General features: G+C 57.5%; 15 protein-coding genes and 1 tRNA gene. 3 read left to right on the forward strand and 13 right to left on the reverse strand.

All coding sequences use genetic code 11. The features are described 5' to 3' along the window. The first annotated feature begins 5 nt into the window (after positions 1 to 5). Positions 6 to 932: a glycosyltransferase family 2 protein gene (locus tag GTP69_RS21945; protein WP_161056855.1), complete on the forward strand. Its 927-nt coding sequence runs from the start codon at positions 6 to 8 to the stop codon at positions 930 to 932. After that, complete coding sequence (locus GTP69_RS21950; RefSeq protein WP_161056856.1) at positions 932 to 2,599, forward strand: ArnT family glycosyltransferase; 1,668 nt, start codon at positions 932 to 934, stop codon at positions 2,597 to 2,599. The genes GTP69_RS21945 and GTP69_RS21950 overlap by 1 nt, the downstream gene beginning before the upstream one ends. Before the next feature lie 66 nt (positions 2,600 to 2,665). On the opposite strand, the gene GTP69_RS21955 is transcribed toward GTP69_RS21950, so the two are convergent. From GTP69_RS21955 to GTP69_RS22000, 10 genes are all read right to left on the reverse strand, one after another. Next, entirely contained in the window at positions 2,666 to 3,775 is a 1,110-nt protein-coding gene (locus GTP69_RS21955; RefSeq protein WP_161056857.1) for a glycosyltransferase family 4 protein, read from the reverse strand. Positions 3,776 to 3,896: 121 nt separating this feature from the next. After that, positions 3,897 to 4,595: an exosortase-associated protein EpsI, B-type gene (epsI, locus tag GTP69_RS31420; protein WP_161056858.1), complete on the reverse strand. Its 699-nt coding sequence runs from the start codon at positions 4,593 to 4,595 to the stop codon at positions 3,897 to 3,899. After that, positions 4,592 to 5,476 carry an exosortase B gene (xrtB, locus tag GTP69_RS31425; RefSeq protein ID WP_371868060.1) on the reverse strand — a complete coding sequence of 295 codons (885 nt, stop codon included), beginning with the start codon at positions 5,474 to 5,476 and terminating at the stop codon, positions 4,592 to 4,594. Before xrtB ends, epsI begins: the two co-directional genes overlap by 4 nt. Before the next feature lie 46 nt (positions 5,477 to 5,522). Further along, entirely contained in the window at positions 5,523 to 6,407 is an 885-nt protein-coding gene (gene epsG, locus GTP69_RS21970) for a chain length determinant protein tyrosine kinase EpsG (RefSeq protein ID WP_229261088.1), read from the reverse strand. 13 nt (positions 6,408 to 6,420) lie between these two features. Further along, a complete protein-coding gene (gene epsF, locus GTP69_RS21975; RefSeq protein WP_161056861.1) occupies positions 6,421 to 7,821 on the reverse strand; it encodes a chain length determinant protein EpsF in 1,401 nt (466 codons plus the stop codon). Between the two features lie 34 nt (positions 7,822 to 7,855). Further along, positions 7,856 to 8,644 (reverse strand): polysaccharide export protein EpsE, encoded by a 789-nt coding sequence (gene epsE / locus GTP69_RS21980; protein WP_161056862.1) that lies wholly within the window; start codon positions 8,642 to 8,644, stop codon positions 7,856 to 7,858. A gap of 46 nt (positions 8,645 to 8,690) precedes the next feature. Beyond that, on the reverse strand, positions 8,691 to 9,566 hold the full coding sequence (locus GTP69_RS21985; protein WP_229261089.1) for an EpsD family peptidyl-prolyl cis-trans isomerase: 876 nt from the start codon (positions 9,564 to 9,566) through the stop codon (positions 8,691 to 8,693). A gap of 181 nt (positions 9,567 to 9,747) precedes the next feature. Continuing rightward, the gene (locus tag GTP69_RS21990) at positions 9,748 to 11,133 is read right to left on the reverse strand and encodes an undecaprenyl-phosphate glucose phosphotransferase (RefSeq protein ID WP_161056864.1); all 1,386 of its coding nucleotides are present in this window, start codon (positions 11,131 to 11,133) and stop codon (positions 9,748 to 9,750) included. A gap of 4 nt (positions 11,134 to 11,137) precedes the next feature. Further along, the gene (epsL, locus tag GTP69_RS21995) at positions 11,138 to 12,379 is read right to left on the reverse strand and encodes an XrtB/PEP-CTERM-associated polysaccharide biosynthesis outer membrane protein EpsL (protein WP_229261090.1); all 1,242 of its coding nucleotides are present in this window, start codon (positions 12,377 to 12,379) and stop codon (positions 11,138 to 11,140) included. A 256-nt stretch (positions 12,380 to 12,635) separates the two neighbouring features. Next, a complete protein-coding gene (locus tag GTP69_RS22000) occupies positions 12,636 to 14,540 on the reverse strand; it encodes an ATP-binding cassette domain-containing protein (protein WP_161056865.1) in 1,905 nt (634 codons plus the stop codon). A gap of 145 nt (positions 14,541 to 14,685) precedes the next feature. Between GTP69_RS22000 and GTP69_RS22005 the strand changes: the two genes are divergently transcribed. Beyond that, positions 14,686 to 14,760: transfer RNA gene (locus GTP69_RS22005), tRNA-Arg, on the forward strand. A gap of 303 nt (positions 14,761 to 15,063) precedes the next feature. Here GTP69_RS22005 and GTP69_RS22010 read toward each other — a convergent pair. From GTP69_RS22010 to GTP69_RS22020, 3 genes are all read right to left on the reverse strand, one after another. Then, a complete protein-coding gene (locus tag GTP69_RS22010) occupies positions 15,064 to 16,803 on the reverse strand; it encodes a putative glycosyltransferase family protein (protein ID WP_161056866.1) in 1,740 nt (579 codons plus the stop codon). A 132-nt stretch (positions 16,804 to 16,935) separates the two neighbouring features. After that, a complete protein-coding gene (locus tag GTP69_RS22015; protein ID WP_161056867.1) occupies positions 16,936 to 17,340 on the reverse strand; it encodes a GtrA family protein in 405 nt (134 codons plus the stop codon). Next, positions 17,333 to 18,277: a glycosyltransferase family 2 protein gene (locus tag GTP69_RS22020; RefSeq protein WP_161056868.1), complete on the reverse strand. Its 945-nt coding sequence runs from the start codon at positions 18,275 to 18,277 to the stop codon at positions 17,333 to 17,335. Before GTP69_RS22020 ends, GTP69_RS22015 begins: the two co-directional genes overlap by 8 nt. Between the last annotated feature and the right edge of the window lie 20 nt (positions 18,278 to 18,297).

Genomic DNA, 18,297 nt, shown 5'->3' on the forward strand with positions numbered 1-18,297 from the left:
AACAAATGCCGCTGAAGATCGCTGTTATTATCCCGTGCTACAACGAAGAAGTTGCTATTGCGCAAACCGTCAAGGACTTTGCCGCAGCGCTGCCAGAGGCAAAAATTTATGTGTACGACAACAATAGCAAAGATCGCACCATCGAAGTAGCGCGCGCGGCTGGCGCCATCGTACGCAGCGAGCACCAACAGGGCAAGGGGAACGTTGTCCGGCGCATGCTGGCGGATGTGGATGCGGATGTCTACGTCCTGACCGATGGCGACGCGACTTACGATGCAGCCGCTGCACGCGACATGATTGCGTTGCTGGTCAACGAAGAGCTGGACATGGTCGTCGGCTCACGCAAGCATACCTCGGATCTGGCCTACCGCAGCGGCCATCAATTCGGCAATAAAATGCTGACCACACTATTGGCGCAAATGTTCGGCAATACCTTCAAGGATATTCTGTCGGGATACCGGATTTTCTCGCGTCGTTACGCCAAGAGCTTCCCTGCACTGACGTCCGGTTTTGAAATAGAAACCGAGATGAGTGTGCATTCGCTGGAATTGAAAATGCCGGTCAGCGAATACGAAACCAAATACAGCGAGCGTCCGGAAGGTTCCGTGTCCAAGCTGTCGACCTATCGGGATGGATGGCGCATCCTGATGACAATGATCAAGCTTTACCGTGTTGAACGGCCGATGCTGTTCTTCGGCATGCTCGCGATCCTGTTGTTCATTTTGAGCATAGTGCTGGCGATTCCTCTCGGCATCACGTATTTTGAAACTGGCTTGGTACCACGCTTGCCAACCGCAGTGCTCGTTACCGGTTTGACCATCCTCGCGGGCTTATGCGTCTTTGCGGGATTGATTCTGGATACGGTAGTGCATGGCCGTAGAGAAGTACGCCGCCTTGCCTACCTGTCGCACCGCGCTCCGCATCAGGACTGATGATGCGCAACCGGATCGCCTCAGGTCTTGATCGACATCCGTCGTACCGGAATACGCTCATAGCGATCGCCGCCTTTGCGATCCTCAGTATCATATTCTTTCATGTCTGGGACGGCGCCAGCGTTTTCTTCGGCAATACACGGCCTCGCTTCCAAAGTTTCATGACCCTTAGCCTGTCAGGCATAGGCCTGGCCGTGGTGCTGTTGCTTGCGGGTCCCCCTCGCTTGCCGCAAGAACGAAAGTTCTCCGTGCCTGCACTGTTATTGCTAAGCATAGCCATATGCGCAGTCATCGGCTGGTTTTCGTTCGCTAGCTATGCATGGTCGGGCGACGAGTACGCCTACCTGTTTCAGGCCGACACACTTAAGGCGTTGCGGCTCTGGAATACCCCGCCACCGCTAGGGGCCGCTGAAACCACGACCTACATCTGGATCAAGGACGCCAAGTGGGTGGCGCAATACCCCCCTGGTTGGCCGCTGATCCTGGCGCTCTTCGGCGGCTCGTTGCCCACCGGGCGCCTGGCGAATGGCGTATGTACCGCCATCGCCGCGTATGCAGTGTTCGAACTCGTCAAGGTGCGTGCCAATCGTGAAGCCGCCTGGATAGCGGTATTGTTCTTCGTCTTGACGCCGTTTACCTTGTTCAACGGCGGCTCACTGTTCTCGCATACCTCTGCGGCGGCTATGGGCGCGGTAACGATGCTGGTCTCTTATCACGCCAGGCAGTCGCAGCGGCTTGGGCTGCTGATCGCGCTCGGCATGTGCATCGGCTTGCTCGGGCTGACGCGCAATGTGGCGGCGGTCGCTGTCGTCGTCGCTGTCGCCATCGATCAAGTTCGCGCAGGAAAACTGATTACCCGCGTCGTTTGCATAGGCCTGGGCGGGATCCCATTCCTGGCTGGCTTGCTGGCCTACCAATACGCCATCACCGGACACCCAACCATGCCGGTCTATTGGTATGCCGGACGCACCGTCGATCACCTGTATTTCGATTTGCCGTCGATCAAGGAGGGATTGCGCCATACACTGTTGAGCCTTCCGGAACTCGCGCTCTTTACCAGCCCCGTGATCTTGCTGCTATGGATCTCGGCAATATGGAAAATGTGGCGAACCAAGACCCTTGCCGCGTCCGATATCATTCTGCCGATTGGCGTGCTGTTGTTTGTGTTCTACCCCTTGCACCCTGGCCACCGCCTGGGGCCGCGCTATTATTTTGACTTTTGGCCGCTGGCAGTGGTCACCATCGGCGCAGCATTGCCGCGTTTCTCGGCGCTGTGGCGCAATCTTTACACTGGCGCCCTCGCCGTTTCCGTCGTCTACGCTGCCACCATCTCGGCCTTTTTGGTGTTTGAGATGCGGGCCATCACATTGAGCCGCTTCGATATTTATGAGCTTGCCAAGAACAGTGGCATGACCAATGCGCTCGTATGCGCTAAAGAAGTAGATGAATCCAGTGGGGTTTATGCCAAGCTGGCGGCTTATGGAATCGCTCGCAACGGCGTTGATATTGGTGAGCCACGACAGGCCGCTGCGAAAGACGTCATCTTTGCAAATTGTCGCGAAACGCCGTTGGCAGTCCTGAAGGCCGCCTATCCGGAGCGAACCATTTGGGAATACAAAGCTGCGCCAGGAAAGCACGCCGGAAAGCTGCAGCCTATGCAAGACTGATGGAACCGGGGTCCTGCGGCGAGCGTGCTCACCGCAGGACCCCAGCCTCATTAATGATCATGAAACTCAGTTGAACATGGCGGTGCGCAAGCCCTCGCCACGGTCGCGCCATTGGAACAAGCTGCCAGCGACCTCAAAGGCGCGCTGCTGCATGCCGTCGAGCTGGTCGACGGCATCGATCTGCGCCACTACTGTGTCGGCCAGTTCGGCCAGCGTGTCGCTCTGAATCATGGCGGCGCGCAGTTCGGCAGGCAGGCCCGCCGCCGCGTCCGCCAGCGTCGCCACCGGCATGCGGCGGAACAGGTAATCGAGGAACTTCAGCTTGAAGCCACCGCCGATCGCTTCCGGCACCAGGGCGATGCGGGCAGCATCGAACAAGGGACCAGGATCTTGCACAAAGCCGTGCAGGACGGTCGCCTTCAGATGCGGCGTCAACTCGTTGCGCAGCGCCTCCGGCACGCTGCCGACCACGTCGAACACAATGCCATTGCGGGCAAACACCGGGTCGGCAATGCGCAGGAACTGGCGCAGGTTTTCCTGTTTCGCGGCCCACTGGAAGGAACCGACCATGATGACGTGGCGCGGAATCTGGCTAGTGATGGCGCGCACCGGGCTGACCACGCCGTTGTAGCCGGGTGTCAGCACGATGGTACGCAAGCCGGGCCGCTGGGCCGAAAAACTGTCGGCGTCTTCCTGGGTGATGGCGGTGACCAGGTCCACGTGGTTGACCATGTAGCGCTCCATGGCCCGTACTTTGTAGTAGTTTTGCCAGAAGCCGAGGCGGCGCAGCAGCGAGGCGTCCGAGCCGGCGGCGATGGCGCGCAACACCAATTCCTCATGGTTGTGCGCCAGGTAGGCGATCACCGGGCGTTGCGGCGACCGGCCCTGCGGCGTCGCCAGGAAGCGCTGCAACGCCCAGCCGGAGGCGTAGTGGTCAAACACGATCGCGTCCCACTTCTGTGTAAACAACTGGTCGAGACGGGCGCGATAGGCGGCGGTGGCGTGCACCGCCGCCACCAGGGGCCAGGTGCTCAACAGCGAGCGCAACAGACCGTTGCGCTGGCAGGCCACACTGTCCCAGTGTACCGGGCCGTCCACCGGCGCGGGGCCGGTTTGCTGATCGGCGATGCCGACGAACGTGACCTCGCCGTTGGCGTCACCAAAGGCACGAACCATTTGCCCGGTATATATCCGATCGCCACTGTCGGCCGGAAACGGGATCTCCCGCGCGATCCATAAAACTTTCATCTACGTTGCCCTTAAATTAGAAATCAGAACCCGCCGGGGCATCGGCGCACTAGGGTGCAGCCACCAACAGACGCGCTGCCGAGGCTGGCATAGCATGCACCAGGTCGGCGAGGAAGCGCTCCTGCCGCTGATAGGCAGCGGCGGCATCGGCCTGGGCAGGGACAATACTCGACACACGCACCAGGATGGCGTCTGGAATCTTGCCATGCAGGCCGTGCTCCAGAATGCTGACGCGCGCGCCGATGCCACTCTGGGGATAGTCATTGCCGATCCGTATCCAGTAACTGACCGCCTCCTGGCGATTGCCGCTGGACATGAAGAAACGCTGGCCCGGGATGCCTTTGCCATCCACCAGCGGCAAATCCAGTTCCTGCTTATCACCGGCGCGATAACCCTGCGCCTGATAGCAGATTTCCGGCCGGTGAATCTTGATCTCCTGCTGCTGCTGATTGGCATAAGCCAGCGCCAGCATGACGAATTCGCCCTGGTCGTTGCGATAGGTCCGCATCACCACCTGGTCGTAGGGCTGCTCTTCGCTGCGCTGGCCGTCAGCGGACACTGCCAGCGCCATTTGCTGGTAGCCCGTGGGCAGCGCCTTCCATGCGCCAAACGCCAGCGGTACCTGCTGCTCCAGCGACGTGGTCTGCTCCATGGTCTGGCGCGGCTTGACCGCCCACGCGGTGACGTTGCTGCCGGCCATCAGGAGGCTGATGACAATACTGAGCCCAAGCGGCTTGCTGAGTTTCATGGCGTTTGCTCCACAACAGAACGGCCGCGCCAGCGCGGCCACGACGCCGTGATCCAGCGCAAAAAAGTGTCCAGGCTGATGATGAGCATCAACGCCGTCAGGAACAACACCATGCCGGAGAAACCGTGCAGGAAGCCCTGGCCGGCCGCGTCGCCGAGGTGATAGGTGATCAGCGACAGCACAATCACCCGCGTCACATTGGAGGCGAACGAGATCGGCACGATCAGTAATGCCAGCACGCAATTGCGCACCGCCGATTCATGACGCATCACGTTCAGATACAGCAGACCCAGCGCTTCGAGCGTAAACAGCGAATTCAGGCCGGAGCAGGCATCTGCGACTAGCAGCTGGTACTGGCCGATGGTGAGGATGACGCCGGCACGCGCGACCGGGTAATCGAAGAAATACAGCAGATTTTCAGCGCTGTAGGAAACCGCGATCTTCAGTGGCTGGGTCAGTGTGTCAACGATCGTCGTCGGCAGCGGCACCATAAAAATCAGAAACACAAAACCGAACCACAGGTGGCGGGCGATGTTTTTGCCGCATAGCAGCAGTACCGTGCCCAGGAGCACGGGAATGAAAGAGCCGACTTCCAGTAAATAGAACGACTGCGAGCGGCCCAGCACGAACAGCGCTAAGCCGAGCGACAGGGTCAGCCAGCCAAGCAACGGTGCCGGCTGCACCGGCATCTGCTGTTGCAGGGCGGAACGGCCTTTGAAATACAAAAACCACAATCCCACTGCCAGCACGATCGGGCCATGGGCGTTGCGGTCGGTGCTCCATACGCCATGGAATAACTCCACGGTAGTGGGGCCATACATGGCAATAATGCCGGCGAAAATCACCAGCAGCGGCAACGTCAGGCGGTCATGCTGCCTCACGCGCCGCCACCGCTCCGCCCATTGCAGAGAGAGATTCGCCGCCATATCAGAGATCATTCAACACGGTGCCCAAGACTTCCACGCCATGGCTGATCAGCTGTTCAGTGAACGCCGCCAGATCTTCAAGGGCGGTCTGGTTGTTGCGCGCCACCAGCACCACGCCACCGATACGGGCAGCGACAGCGATCGCGTCCGCGCCATGCACAGCGGCAGCCACGTCATACAACACCACATCGTAAGATGCGGCCAGTTGTTCACTGAGCTGGCCAAACGACGTACGGCTCAGCATCTCCTGCGGGTTCGGCGGCAGAGTGCCGGCGCTCAACACTGACAGGTCGATGAACGAATCGATTTTCTCAATGGCGTCAAAGCCGGCCCGGCCCGCCAAGGCATCGGACAAGCCCTTGCGGCCTTGCAGGCCAAACATGGCCTGCTGTTGCGGCGCGCGCAGGTTGGCGTCCACCAGCAGGGTCTGTTCGCCCAACTGCGAGAACACCACCGCCAAGTTGGCGGCAAACAGACTGGCGCCATCTTCCGGGTTGATGCTGACGATCGCCAGCGACTTGCGGCCGCGGGCGAACCAGCGCAGCATCAGCTGACTACGGATGGCGCGCAGCGTTTCGACTTGCGGACCGAACGGCTGGTAGGCCGCGATCAGCTTATCCGAGAAACTGCCAGCACCGCGTTGCAGATAGGCATAGTCGAACTGGCGCGCCAGCACTTGCTGGATGTCCTCTTCAGTGATCAGACCGAGACGGATCGCCGCCTCGCCGAAGCGGATGCCCAGTTCCTTCTGGGTGCGCAGCACGCGCTCGGCATTTTCCGGCGTAATCTTGCCCGATTCGAGCAGCAGGCCGCCGATACTGGAGTCACGCCCGCCACGTGCCGGCGTCGCCGGTACGGTCGCGCCGCTGAGTGCCGTTGGATTCATAGTGGTTTCCATCTTAGTTCGTGCCCAGGCGGGCAAGCGGTTTCAGTTTGCCGAAACGACGGCGTTTCGGCGGGTTCCAGGTAATCGCGCCCAGTACCGGAATTTGCAGCGCTTCCACCAGGTCGCGCTCGGAACGCACGCGGCGGTCGAACAGTTCGGCGCAGAAGCCCAGCCCCACCCCCAGCAGGGAGCCGAAGAATATCGACAGCAGCACGTTCAGCAGCGGCTTCGGCTGCGACGGCGCGGTCGGCGGCGTGGCTGGATTCAGCACCGAGATATCGCTCTGCTCCGACTGCCCTTCGATCTTGGTCTGCGCCGAACGGAGCGAGGTGGCGTCGAATGCCCGCTGGGCGCTCTCGACATCCTTCATCAGCACACCCATTTCATCGCGGGTGCGGTTCAGTTCCAGCACCTTGGCTTTTTGCTCAGCGGTGGCAGCGCGGATGGCGCCTTCGCGTTGCTTCATGATCTGCGCATTGTTGCCAACGCTGCTACCGATGAGTGCCTGCTGGGTACGCAAGTCTTCGCGCAGCTTGTCCAGCTCGGCCTTGGCGGCGATGTATTGCGGGTGGTTCTGCGACAGCCGCTGCGAGACATCGGCGAACTTGGCTTCCGCCACGCCCAGGCTAGACTTGAGATTCTGAATCAGCGGATTGGAGGCCACATCCGGCGAGGCCGCGCCATTCGGGCTCAGTGCCATCTCTTGGCGCGACTTGGCCTCGGTGGCCAGGCCCTGCGCCACCACCAGTTGGGTCGACAGGTCATTCAGGCGATTCGACTCAACGTCCAGGCGGTTGTCGATGCTGACAATGCCGTGTTCCTGTTGATACTTGGACAGACGGCTCTGCGCCGCTTCCAGCGCATCACGCAGCTGCTTGGTCTGGCCGTCGAAATAGGCCGAGGCCTTGCGCATTGGCTCGACGCGCAGTTGTACGCTGATCTTCTGGTATTCATCGGCGAAGGCATTGGCGACCGCCGAGACAAATTGCGGATCGGCGCCGCCAAAGCTGATCTCTACCACACTCGACTCCTTGGACGGCACGATCTCCAGCTTGCGCAGCAGCAGCGACGCCAGCCAGTCACGGACATTGCCGCCGCCATTGGCGTCGTTGAATTGTTGTACCACGGCCGGATTGTCCGCCAGCTTGAGCGCATCGACCACGCGCAGCGCCACGTTCTTGCTGCTGATGATATCGATCTGGGTCGCCATATACCCCGGCAACAGCTGCCCGGGCAGCGTCAGTCCGGTGACGGGATCAACGCCCTTGTAATTGAGCAGAACGGAAGCCGTCGCCTTGTACGTCTTTGGGATCAGCAGACTGACCACCGCCGTCACCGCCACCACCGTCACCAAGGTGATCCAAATAATGCGCTGGCGGGCACGCAGTATCAGAAAAAATTGTGCAAAATTCATAGTCGTACTTTCATGTTGACCAACTCGGTGGCGATTAGAACAGGCTCTCTTTGACATTGATCACGTCATCGGCTTGCACCACGTCATCCGATTTCGGCTTGAGCGTTTGCGTCGTGCCATCTGCCGCGCGGCGTTTGATGGTAAGGCCGCGCTCGGTACCGCGCAACGACAGGCCGCCGCCTGCCGACAGGGCCTGCTGCACCGTCATGCCACGTTCCAGGCGGAACGCGCCCGGCCGCTGCACTTCGCCGTAGATGTAGAACTTGGGCGCGCGCTCGACGAAGATGACGTCGCCGCCGATCAGGCTGAAGTCGCGGTTCATGTCGCCATTGCGCATCATCCCCGGCACATCGATCACTTCCTTGGTGGTCTGGCCATCGCGCTTGCGGATCAGGATCACTTCGTCGCTGCCGTCAACAGTCACGCCGCCGGCCAGTGCCAGGAAATCCAGCACGGTGCGTGTGGCGTCCAGCGGGAAGCGCCCTGGGCGGTTGACCTGCCCCAGCACCGACACCTGCTGGCTAGACAACACTGTCACGATCAGGTTGACCTGCGGCGATTTGACGAAGCCACCCTTTTCCAGGCTGCTGGCGATGTTTTTTTCAGCGGACGCCACGGACTGGCCGGCCACCTGGACCTGACCGATCAGCGGGAAAGTGATGAAGCCAGATTCGCTGACGCGGGTTTCCACCGCCAGATCGGGATTGCCAAATACCGAAATCTTTACCACGTCGCCCGAACCGAGGGGGATTTCTGCTGCCTGAGCGCCTGCGGACAGCCACATCATCAGCGCGGCCAGTAGCCAAAAGACCTGTCGTTTCATAAAGGTTGCATCCTATTGTTAATATAAAAATACGGTATCAGCCGGCTTACTTCAAGCCGGCAACACCCTTGGCCACAGACTGGTCGCTGGACGCCGCCGGCGCGGCCGCCGCCGGCGCGGGTTTCGGTTCGCCGGCGACTTCCTTGTTCAGGTAGTCGATCTTGGCGGCGGCGCGCAGGCGGGCAATTTCCGCAGTAGCCGCCTCCTTGGATTTGCTGTTCATCAGGTACTGCTCGATCTGTGGCCCTGCGGTCTCCAGCGTCACCGGCGCATCCTTGACGTCAGCCACCGTGTTCAGCAGACTGCGCTCACCTTCCTTGATCAGGAACAGCTGGCCCGCTTTCATACTCAGCAGGCGGCTGCTCAGATCGGGCGGCAGGTCGGTGGTGGCGCGGGTGATTTGCGCGGGGGCGAACTTGACGTTGTTGTCCTTGAACCAAGCGGCCACCTCGTCCAACGACTTGGCGTTATCGATGACAGCCTTGGCTTTGTCGCTCATGTCGGCGCTGGCAAAGACCAGCTGGTTCATGGCGATCTGCTTGCGCTGCGCGAAAAATTCCGGATGCTTATGATAGTAATCGGCCACCTCAGCCTTGGTTGGCGGCGACGGCGTTCCCACCTTTTTCTGCAGATAGGCCTGGGCGATGATCTGCGCCTTGGCACGCTCGATCGCTTGCACCACTTTCGGATCGCGGTCAGCCTTGTCGGCTACGGCGGCGTTCTGCAACACCTGGCGGTCGATCAAGGACTCCAGCAATTGCTTTTTGGCGGCGGCCTGTTGAGCGGCCGGCACGTTGGCGCGTTGCATTTCCTCCGCCAGTTGCATAGCGGTAATTTCCTCGCCATTCACACTGGCCATCGCTTGGCCCGGCTCACTCTTTTGCTTGGGACCGCAGGCAGCCAGCAACGACAGGAGCAGCATGCCAACGGTGATTCTTACGCCCTGCCCGTTCAACATTTTGATAGGTGTCACCATAAATCCTTTAGCTTGAGAGCAGCACCGCTGCGGTCTGATGCAGTGCATCATTATCGTGAGCATTATGACACAACAAATTGCATATTACCCAATGAGTGCAGCAGTGCGCCAGTATTTTAAGTTGAACTTAATGCGCATTTTCCCGCTTCAGCACCACGGCCACGGTCCGCAGGATAATCCAGATATCGAGCCACAACGACCAGTTGCGCAAGTAATCGAGATCACATTCCACCCGCGCCTGCATTTTGTCAAGCGTCTCCGTCTCTCCGCGCAAACCGTTGACCTGGGCCAGGCCGGTAATGCCGGGCTTGACCTTGTGTCTCAGCATATAGCCTTTGATCAGTTTGCGATACTGCTCGTTATGCGCCACCGCATGCGGGCGCGGGCCGACGATGCTCATCCGCCCCTGCAGCACATTGATGAATTGTGGCAATTCGTCCAGCGAACTACGCCGCAAGAAACCACCGATACGCGTCACGCGCTGGTCGTTTTTCTTGGCTTGCACCACCCGCTCGCCGTCTTCCGCCACCGTCATCGAGCGGAATTTGTAGACAATGATTTCCTCGCCGTGCAGGCCATAGCGGCGCTGGCGGAAGATCATCGGACCACGCGAACTCAGCTTCACCATCAGACCGATCACCGCCATGATCGGCAACAGCAGCAGCGAGATGCTGGCCGCCAGCACGATGTCGCTGGCGCGCTTGACAAAGGCGTTAAAGCCGGTAAACGGTGATTCGCAGATGGCGATCACCGGCATGCCGCCAATATTGTCGAAGCGTGCCTGCATCAGATCGAACACATAGATGTTAGGCAGAAAATACACCGAGGCCGTGGTGTCCTGCAGTTGATCGATCAGATTGACCACGCGCGGGTCGGCCGAGATCGGCTGACTGATGAACACCATGCGGATGTGATGCTTGCGCACATAGTCAAACACATCCGGCACCTTGCCCAGCATCGGCTGACGCAGGTCGGCCGGCCAACGGTCCTGTGCGCGGTCATCGAAATAACCGTGCACGCGCATGAACAGATGGCGGTGGTCTTCGACCGTTTCCGCAAAGCGCTGACTGGCCTGGTTGGCGCCGATGATGACGGCTGAGCGCACTTCGTTGATGTCGCGCTCGGGATCGGCCAGCAGGCGGCGCGCCACCAGGTGGCTGACCACCAGCACCACCGGAGTCGAGACAAACCATACCAGCACCACCTGCTTGGCATAATGGGTGGTGAAGCCGGACAACGAGGCCAGCAGTATCAGGATGGTCGCCGTCACCGCCCAGCCCAGCACCACGTTCCAAGCCGACGCCATCAGGCGGCCGCCGCGCCAGGCACCATACGGATCAATATGCTCGTAGACCGAGGAGGAAATAAAGAAGGCCACCACCGTCAGCACCAGCGCATAGCCGGTAAAGGGTTCGCCCAACAACATGGAGCTCAGATACAGCATCCCCATGATGATCAGCGGGTCCAGCACACGCTGGAAGAATGACAACAAGGGCAAATCAGTAGCCGTCATAGAATCAGAATGCGATTTGCGCGCTCAGAGAAACGCTATTGGATTTGTAATTGCCGGAACCCACAGCAAAGTTGCCGCTCCGCGCACTATGGGCGATACCGGCGACGATCTGGGTACTCGGCAGCGGAGTGTAAGTCACGGACAGATTGGCCGTGCGCAAGGTATCGTTGGGGGCGGACACCACCGCGACACCGCTGACGGTGCCGAAATCGCGTTTCTCGCGGCGCAACAGGCCATTAACGCCCAGCTTGCTGGTGGCCTGCCACGTCGCCTCCGCGCTAACTCCCTTGTTCAGTGAACTATTGATGGTACTGCCCTCCACTGCGGAAAACTCGCGCCATGCGCTGCCCGTCAGCTTGACTTTGGCAACCGGCGTCCAATAGGCGTTCACGCGGCCATTGGCGCCGCTCTGATCGCGTTCGCCAAACACCTCGTGCGTGCGTTTCGCCCGCCCCGCCAATATCTGGACCTGAGTGATCGCGCTGTACTGCCAGAAAATATTAATCTTGGCGTCGTTCTGCTTGTAGCCATCGCTGATCAGGAAACCCAGCAGCGTACCGTCCGGATAACTACCCTTAAGATGCCCCAGCTGCACCCCGATACGGCTGCCCGTGGCAACCAGATAGTCCACACCCAATGTGGCCGTATCCTCATCGCGGTTGTTGTATTGCTGCGAAGCCAGTCCATACCGAAATTGCTGGCGGACGAAACTTCCACGCATCTGCCAGCTCGGATGAAACAGCCAGGTACCGTCGACATACTCCTTGCGCTGCAGGCGCATATTGCGGTCGATGCTGCTCTGCTCGGAGAACGGCGTCAACGATTCAGAGTACACGCCCCCAAGGTGCCCGAACAAATGCGTGCCCAGCTTCCAGGCCCATTCGCCGCGCGCATCCTTACCGGTGTAGTCATACTCATTAAAGTGACTGAATGCGACCCGTGTCACGTGCGCATCGCCGGTAAATTCCTGCAACCCATAGGGAACATCAAATTGCAAACCTGCGATGCTCTGCCGGTAGTTGTCAGAGCGTTGGCCATCGATGCTCTGACCATCATCCAGACGCAGCAAATTATCGTCATGAATCAACGCCACCGAAACATACGGTTGAATGGTGTCGCTGATGGCGGCCGCCGCAGGCGCAGCATACATGACGCTGATCGCCAGCGTCAGCGCAGAATGGGTTCGGCGCGGCGTCCGCACGCGTTTTTTTACTGGCATCACCAGCATCGCAGGAAAGAAACTCAAATTATTCTTTCGTTATCAAGAGTTGACAAGCAAGCCATATTTTACAATCTTACCAGCAACTCGCGCTTCTGGCACACATTATCACCATCGATACACGCAGAAGGCTCCGCACGCAACAATGACCTCCAGCACAACTATGCGCAATTGCCAATAATAGCACTGAAACAACAAACTATTGCCTTGGGTGTGCAACAGAACGCGGGCACCGGGGGCGGGGTTGTAGATTCAATGCAACAATTGCCAAAGCGCATTCGGCTCAGCCCTGGCTACGGCCTTCAATCAACTCCCAGCGCTCCAGCGCGGCCAGCAATTCGACCTCAATTTCCTCGACCCGCTGGTTGACGCGCTTGGCCTCGGCCGCGTTTTTCTTGTAGAAGTCAGGGTCGGACAACTGCAACGTCAGCGCGGTCTGCTCATCTTCAAGCGCGGCGATCAATTTCGGCAACTCGTCGAGCTCGCGCTGTTCCTTGAAGCTGAGCTTCCTGACCTTGGCGGCCGGTGCCGCCACAGGCGCCGGCTCGGCCTTGGCCGCCGGTTTGGCGGCAGCTTTTACCGGCGTCGCCACGGTATCGCGCACCCGCTCCCAGTCGCTGTAGCCGCCGACGAACTCGCGCCAGTTGCCATCGCCTTCGGCCACGATCACCTGGGTCACCACGTTGTCCAGGAAGGTACGGTCGTGACTGACCAGGAACACGGTGCCGGCGTAATCTTCCAGCAGCTCTTCCAGCAGTTCCAGCGTTTCGATGTCCAGGTCATTGGTTGGTTCATCGAGCACCAGACAGTTGGACGGCTTGGCGAACAGGCGCGCCAGCAGCAGGCGGTTGCGCTCACCACCGGACAGCGATTTGACCGGCGAGCGGGCGCGTTCCGGCGCAAACAGGAAGTCGTTCAGATAGCTCATCACATGTTTGCGCTGGCCGTTGATCTCGACCCAGTCGCTGCCCGGCGCGATGGTGTCCATCAGGCTGGCCTCATCGTTGAGCTGGGCGCGCATCTGGTCGAAGTATGCGACCTGTAATTTGGTGCCCAGTTTGGCGACGCCGGAGTCCGGTGTCAGTTCGCCCAGAATCATTTTCAGCAGTGTGGTCTTGCCGGCGCCGTTGGCGCCGATCAGGCCAACCTTGTCGCCACGCAGGATGGTGCCGGTGAAGCTGCGCACGATGGTGCGGTCGCCGTACACCTTGCTGATGTTCTCCAGCTCGGCGACGATCTTGCCGGAGCGGTCGGCGGACGACACTTCCAGCTTGACCTGGCCCTGCTGCTCGCGGCGCGCGGCGCGTTGCAGGCGCAGCGCTTCCAGCCGGCGCACCCGGCCCTCGTCGCGCACGCGGCGCGCCTTGACGCCTTTGCGGATCCAGATCTCCTCCTGCGCCAGCACCTTGTCGAACTTGGCGTTTTCCACTTCCTCGTTTTCCAGCAGCTCGGCCTTGCGGGCCTGGTAGGTGGTGAAGTTACCGGGGAAGGACAGCAGGCGGCCACGGTCCAGTTCGATGATACGCGTAGCGACATTGTCGAGGAAGGAGCGATCGTGGGTAATGAACAGCACGCTACCCTTGAAGTCGCGCAGCAGGCCTTCCAGCCACATGATGGAGCTGAAGTCCAGGTGATTGGTCGGTTCATCGAGCAACAACACGTCGGGGGCCGACACCAGCGCGCGCGCCAGCGCCACGCGCTTCTGCATCCCGCCCGACAGCTGCTTCATCAGCAGGTTGCCGGACAGATTCAGCTTATCCAGCACGGTTTCGACCTTGTTGCTCACGTTCCAGGCGTCGCCGGCATCCAGTAGCACCTGGATGTCGTGCATGCGCTCCATCAGGGCGTCGTCGTCGCCCTGGCCGAACTGGCCGGTCAGCGCCTCATATTCCTTCAACAGCGCCGGGAACTCGCCCAAGCCAGACGCCACCGCGTCATGCACCGACATCTCCGCCTCGAACACCGGCTCCTGCTCGACATAGACGATGTTCAGGTTTTGCTGCATGACCAGCAGGCCGTCGTCCAGCTTGATGCGGCCGGAAATGATTTTCAGCAGCGACGATTTGCCGGTGCCGTTACGACCGATCAGACCGACGCGTTCGCCAGTTTCAAGAGAAAATTCTGCATGATCGAGCAGCGCGACGTGGCCGAAGGCGAGTTGTGCGGAAGAGAGGGAAATGACTGCCATAAATAAGCTTAATGAACTCAGGGTGCTCGCGCGCTGCGCCGAAAGGGCGAAACGGCAACGATTAGATGGATGAAGCCAGTATTGTACCGATAGAACGCCCATCCATTACCAATTCTTGGCTCGCACGGCTATAATTGCGCCGCGTCTCCCCGTAGCACAATGGATAGTGCACATGCCTCCTAAGCGTGGGATACTGGTTCGATTCCAGTCGGGGGGACCATCCGCCGTCAGCCGCCCCACTATTTCCTGCTTCAAAGGCACGCAAGAAGCAAGACTTTCTTTACATATGAGGCTGGACCAGCGGCTAAGCGTCGAAAAAGTTGCAATCTCCACCGTCAATCGGGCTCAGCCTGAGCCCTAATATCCGTAGCAGCGTTCGCCTCGGAATGGCAAAGAGTCAAATCGAGCAGGTCAGTTCGGCGCGCAACTAACATCTATTGCCCTCCCCCAATCGCCGCCCCTATGTGGCCTTCATGATCCGTTGCATCACGCGTTGTGGCGGTGCGACATGGCCGCCAGCCCACTAAGCTATCTTCCTTTTTTTCTGAAATTGAACAGTAAAATAAACCGCCAATAAAATGAACAAAGTGAAACTTATGATGCTAATCCAGTTCCCTTTTGCTTCTGCATTTGTCGTAGTTCTTTCAATGGAAATTTGATGCACTCCCGGTAAAACCTCAAATCCAACCAGCTTGTCAGCAGTTACAGGAAGCACTGGAAGAACAGTATTTTTTTCGTCTACTGCATTCCAACCTGGAAAATAAAACTGGTGAATCGAAACAATTGACTTTTCTCGCGCATCGACTTTGATCAGGAATTTTGCGCCTGATCTTGTTGCCGTTATGATTTTTGCATCACCCGACTCCACTTGTCCGATAAAGGCAGTCTCGAGGTGTGCTCCCAAGCGATGTGCGATTGCCCCCGGCTCTGATGAAAGTGTTGTGCCTGCTGGGAAGTATTCAGTCGGGCTGAGCCGATACTTGACCATCTCCTTTCCAAACAATTCCGTCCGATCGTTTTTTTCTTTTTTTATGAACTTGTAAGAAGAGAAGTTTTGCAAAAGGAAAAATGATGCAAATATCAAAACTCCCAAAAGGACTATCCGGCTTCTGGCGGCACTGGATTGCAAATTGCTGATTACAACTAAAAATAGTGTGATCGCTGAAAACTCAACAACACTCAAGATACGCCATAAAAACTGAATTTTCCTCAGCGGAGATGGCTCTTGAAATAAGAACATCATTTTCCCCGCCATGGCAGCAGTAGCTAACGCTGCGACTAACAGCCAAAACACGGCAAAGTAGCCAGATGCTTTGGTTATCCTAGCCGAGCTCATCTTGCACTCGATTAAACAATATATTGAAAATGACAGGTATATAATGACGATTAATGAAAGCACCATTTCGAATTTAGCAAAATTAGCCAAGCTAAACTCAGAAAATAAAGCAGTCTGCTCAATGGCGACCTGAAACAACATCGATGAATCAATCTGATCAAACAAGCTTAGCGCAGGCACAAAATACAGGGCTGACATGCCTATGCCGATCGCCGACGAAAACACCAGAAGGAATATTTTTTTAGGATCTAATTTTGAAACTTTATTTTCACTAAACGCCACCAGTAGAGAATACACAAAGGCAATGGGCCCTACTAGCATTGCGGTAAGCAAATGGGTAAGAAATATCCCGGCTACTGACAGTGCCAAGATCAGCACCCATTTTTTCTTATCTGAAGTTAATACTTTAAGAATTCCGCAAAAAATCAATGGTATCCAAATATACGCAGCATATTCTGCTATAGCTGCTCTCGTATAAAAATTACAAAGCAAATGGTATGGGGCGACTGCATAAAAAGTTGAAACTAAAATCGCGATTTTTTTATCAGTATAATTTCTGGCCCAGACAAAAAATGCCGCCGCAGATAAAACCGACATGAAAAATGCAGAAATTCCAATCACCCGATCCGGAGGTAATTTCCCCAAAAAAAGCAAGTCCACTAAAACAGAAAAAAAAGTAGAAAATGGAGGATAAAAATAAAATGTCGGCGCCCCCATTCCGTCCATTTGATCGCTCAGCCAACGAGGATAGGAAAAACCGGACGAAAATATGTCTCTTACAGAAAGAAACCACGAAAGGTGTGTGGGAAGATCATGCCCACTTCGAACACCGAAAGCCAGCAATGGAAAAAATGCAATGATAATTATTGCAGAACAAAATATAAACAAATACCTGAATTTGAACTGGTTCAAATTAAAAAAAAGCATTTTTCACTTTCAAAAAGAAGGTAATAATGTTGCTGCATTAGCTTCTGAAACATCGAGCCAGCCTCCCGGTGTGGCTTTAAGCTATGGTAATGGGAACGCAGCGGCGTCTGGTTTCGCCGTGTTTCTGTCGCGTCAGGCTTTCGCATCGACATTACTGCGGCGAAACGTCCAAACCAAATTAAGGGAATAGGTGATCGCCAGCACGGCAGCACTCGCAATCACTTGCGCTACCAGGTAATTAACGTTGGCGAAGTCGATGAGCACTTTCATCAACAGTCCATTCACGGCCGCTCCGAATATTGCGGTCGCGGCGAACTTGGGCAGCGCAGAAGAATGCGCTGTGCTACCGAATGTGAAGCGTGCATTTAACAGGTAATTGATGACTGCGCCAACCAAAGCACCAATCACCGATGCGGTCACCGGCTTGGCCCAATGCAGTGACACGAAACTCGCCAGAACGACATACTGGGCCAAAGTCCCCACGGCGCCCACCATCGCATAGGTGACAAACCGGATGACGCTGCGGCGATCAGGCATGTTCCTGACCTGCTTCATGCCGACGTCGAATCAGATAGACCGGCCGCTTCTTCGATTCAAAATAAATACGGCCGACATACTCGCCCAATACCCCGATGCCAATCAGCTGTACTCCACCCAGCAGCAACACGGCGGTGGCCAACGACGCATAACCCGGCACGTCAACCCCCTCCACCAAGGTGCGAACCACCAGGTAGAACGCCCGCAGCAGGGCAAACACAGCGACCGCAGACCCCAGATAAGTCCAGACCCGCAGTGGCAAGGTACTGAAACTGGTAAACCCCTCCAATGCGAAGTTCCATAACTTCCACCCCGAGAACTTGGTCTCGCCAGCCACCCGCTCCACCCGTGCATACTCCACCACGGTGGTGCGGTAACCGACCCAGGCAAATAGCCCCTTCATGAAACGTCTGGTTTCCGGCAGTAGCTTGAGGGCGTCAACCACTTCACGCGACATCAAGCGAAAATCGCCGACGTTTTGCGGAATTTTCACTTCAGACACGGCGTTATGCATGCGGTAGAACATGGCAGCGGTCCAGCGCTTCAAGCCGGAATCAGAATCGCGATTGGCGCGTTTCGCCAGCACCACGTCGTAACCCTCGCGCCATTTATCGACCAGAAGGGAAATCATCTCTGGCGGGTCCTGCAAATCGGCGTCGAACGGCACGATCACATCACCGCGGGCCTCATCAATCGCGGCGGATAACGCCGCCTCTTTGCCAAAGTTACGCGTCAAATCAATCACGCGCACGCGGGGATCACGCTCGGAAACCGCCACCAGCTGCTGCAGCGTGTCGTCGCGGCTGCCATCGTTGACGCAAACGATTTCGAACCGCATGTTGGGAATTGCTTCCAGTGCGGGAATTACATTCGCGAAAAAGTGCACTATGGCTTCCGATTCGTTATAAAACGGAACCGTCAATGACAATAAATGCAAGGGATATCCTTTCGATAGAG

Source organism: Duganella levis, assembly GCF_009857605.1.
Classification (GTDB): Bacteria; Pseudomonadota; Gammaproteobacteria; order Burkholderiales; family Burkholderiaceae_D; genus Rugamonas; species Rugamonas levis.

What these genes read in the sequence shown, in the direction of transcription:
- GTP69_RS21950 (WP_161056856.1), top strand. Translation starts at nt 932, where the DNA reads ATGATGCGCAACCGGATCGCCTCAGGTCTTGATCGACATCCGTCGTAC.
- epsG (WP_229261088.1), bottom strand. Translation starts at nt 6,407, where the DNA reads ATGAATCCAACGGCACTCAGCGGCGCGACCGTACCGGCGACGCCGGCA.
- GTP69_RS21985 (WP_229261089.1), bottom strand. Translation starts at nt 9,566, where the DNA reads ATGCTGCTCCTGTCGTTGCTGGCTGCCTGCGGTCCCAAGCAAAAGAGT.
- epsI (WP_161056858.1), bottom strand. Translation starts at nt 4,595, where the DNA reads ATGAAACTCAGCAAGCCGCTTGGGCTCAGTATTGTCATCAGCCTCCTG.
- GTP69_RS21955 (WP_161056857.1), bottom strand. Translation starts at nt 3,775, where the DNA reads ATGGTTCGTGCCTTTGGTGACGCCAACGGCGAGGTCACGTTCGTCGGC.
- epsF (WP_161056861.1), bottom strand. Translation starts at nt 7,821, where the DNA reads ATGAATTTTGCACAATTTTTTCTGATACTGCGTGCCCGCCAGCGCATT.
- GTP69_RS21945 (WP_161056855.1), top strand. Translation starts at nt 6, where the DNA reads ATGCCGCTGAAGATCGCTGTTATTATCCCGTGCTACAACGAAGAAGTT.
- epsE (WP_161056862.1), bottom strand. Translation starts at nt 8,644, where the DNA reads ATGAAACGACAGGTCTTTTGGCTACTGGCCGCGCTGATGATGTGGCTG.
- GTP69_RS22015 (WP_161056867.1), bottom strand. Translation starts at nt 17,340, where the DNA reads ATGCCTGATCGCCGCAGCGTCATCCGGTTTGTCACCTATGCGATGGTG.
- GTP69_RS22010 (WP_161056866.1), bottom strand. Translation starts at nt 16,803, where the DNA reads ATGCTTTTTTTTAATTTGAACCAGTTCAAATTCAGGTATTTGTTTATA.
- GTP69_RS21990 (WP_161056864.1), bottom strand. Translation starts at nt 11,133, where the DNA reads ATGACGGCTACTGATTTGCCCTTGTTGTCATTCTTCCAGCGTGTGCTG.
- GTP69_RS22000 (WP_161056865.1), bottom strand. Translation starts at nt 14,540, where the DNA reads ATGGCAGTCATTTCCCTCTCTTCCGCACAACTCGCCTTCGGCCACGTC.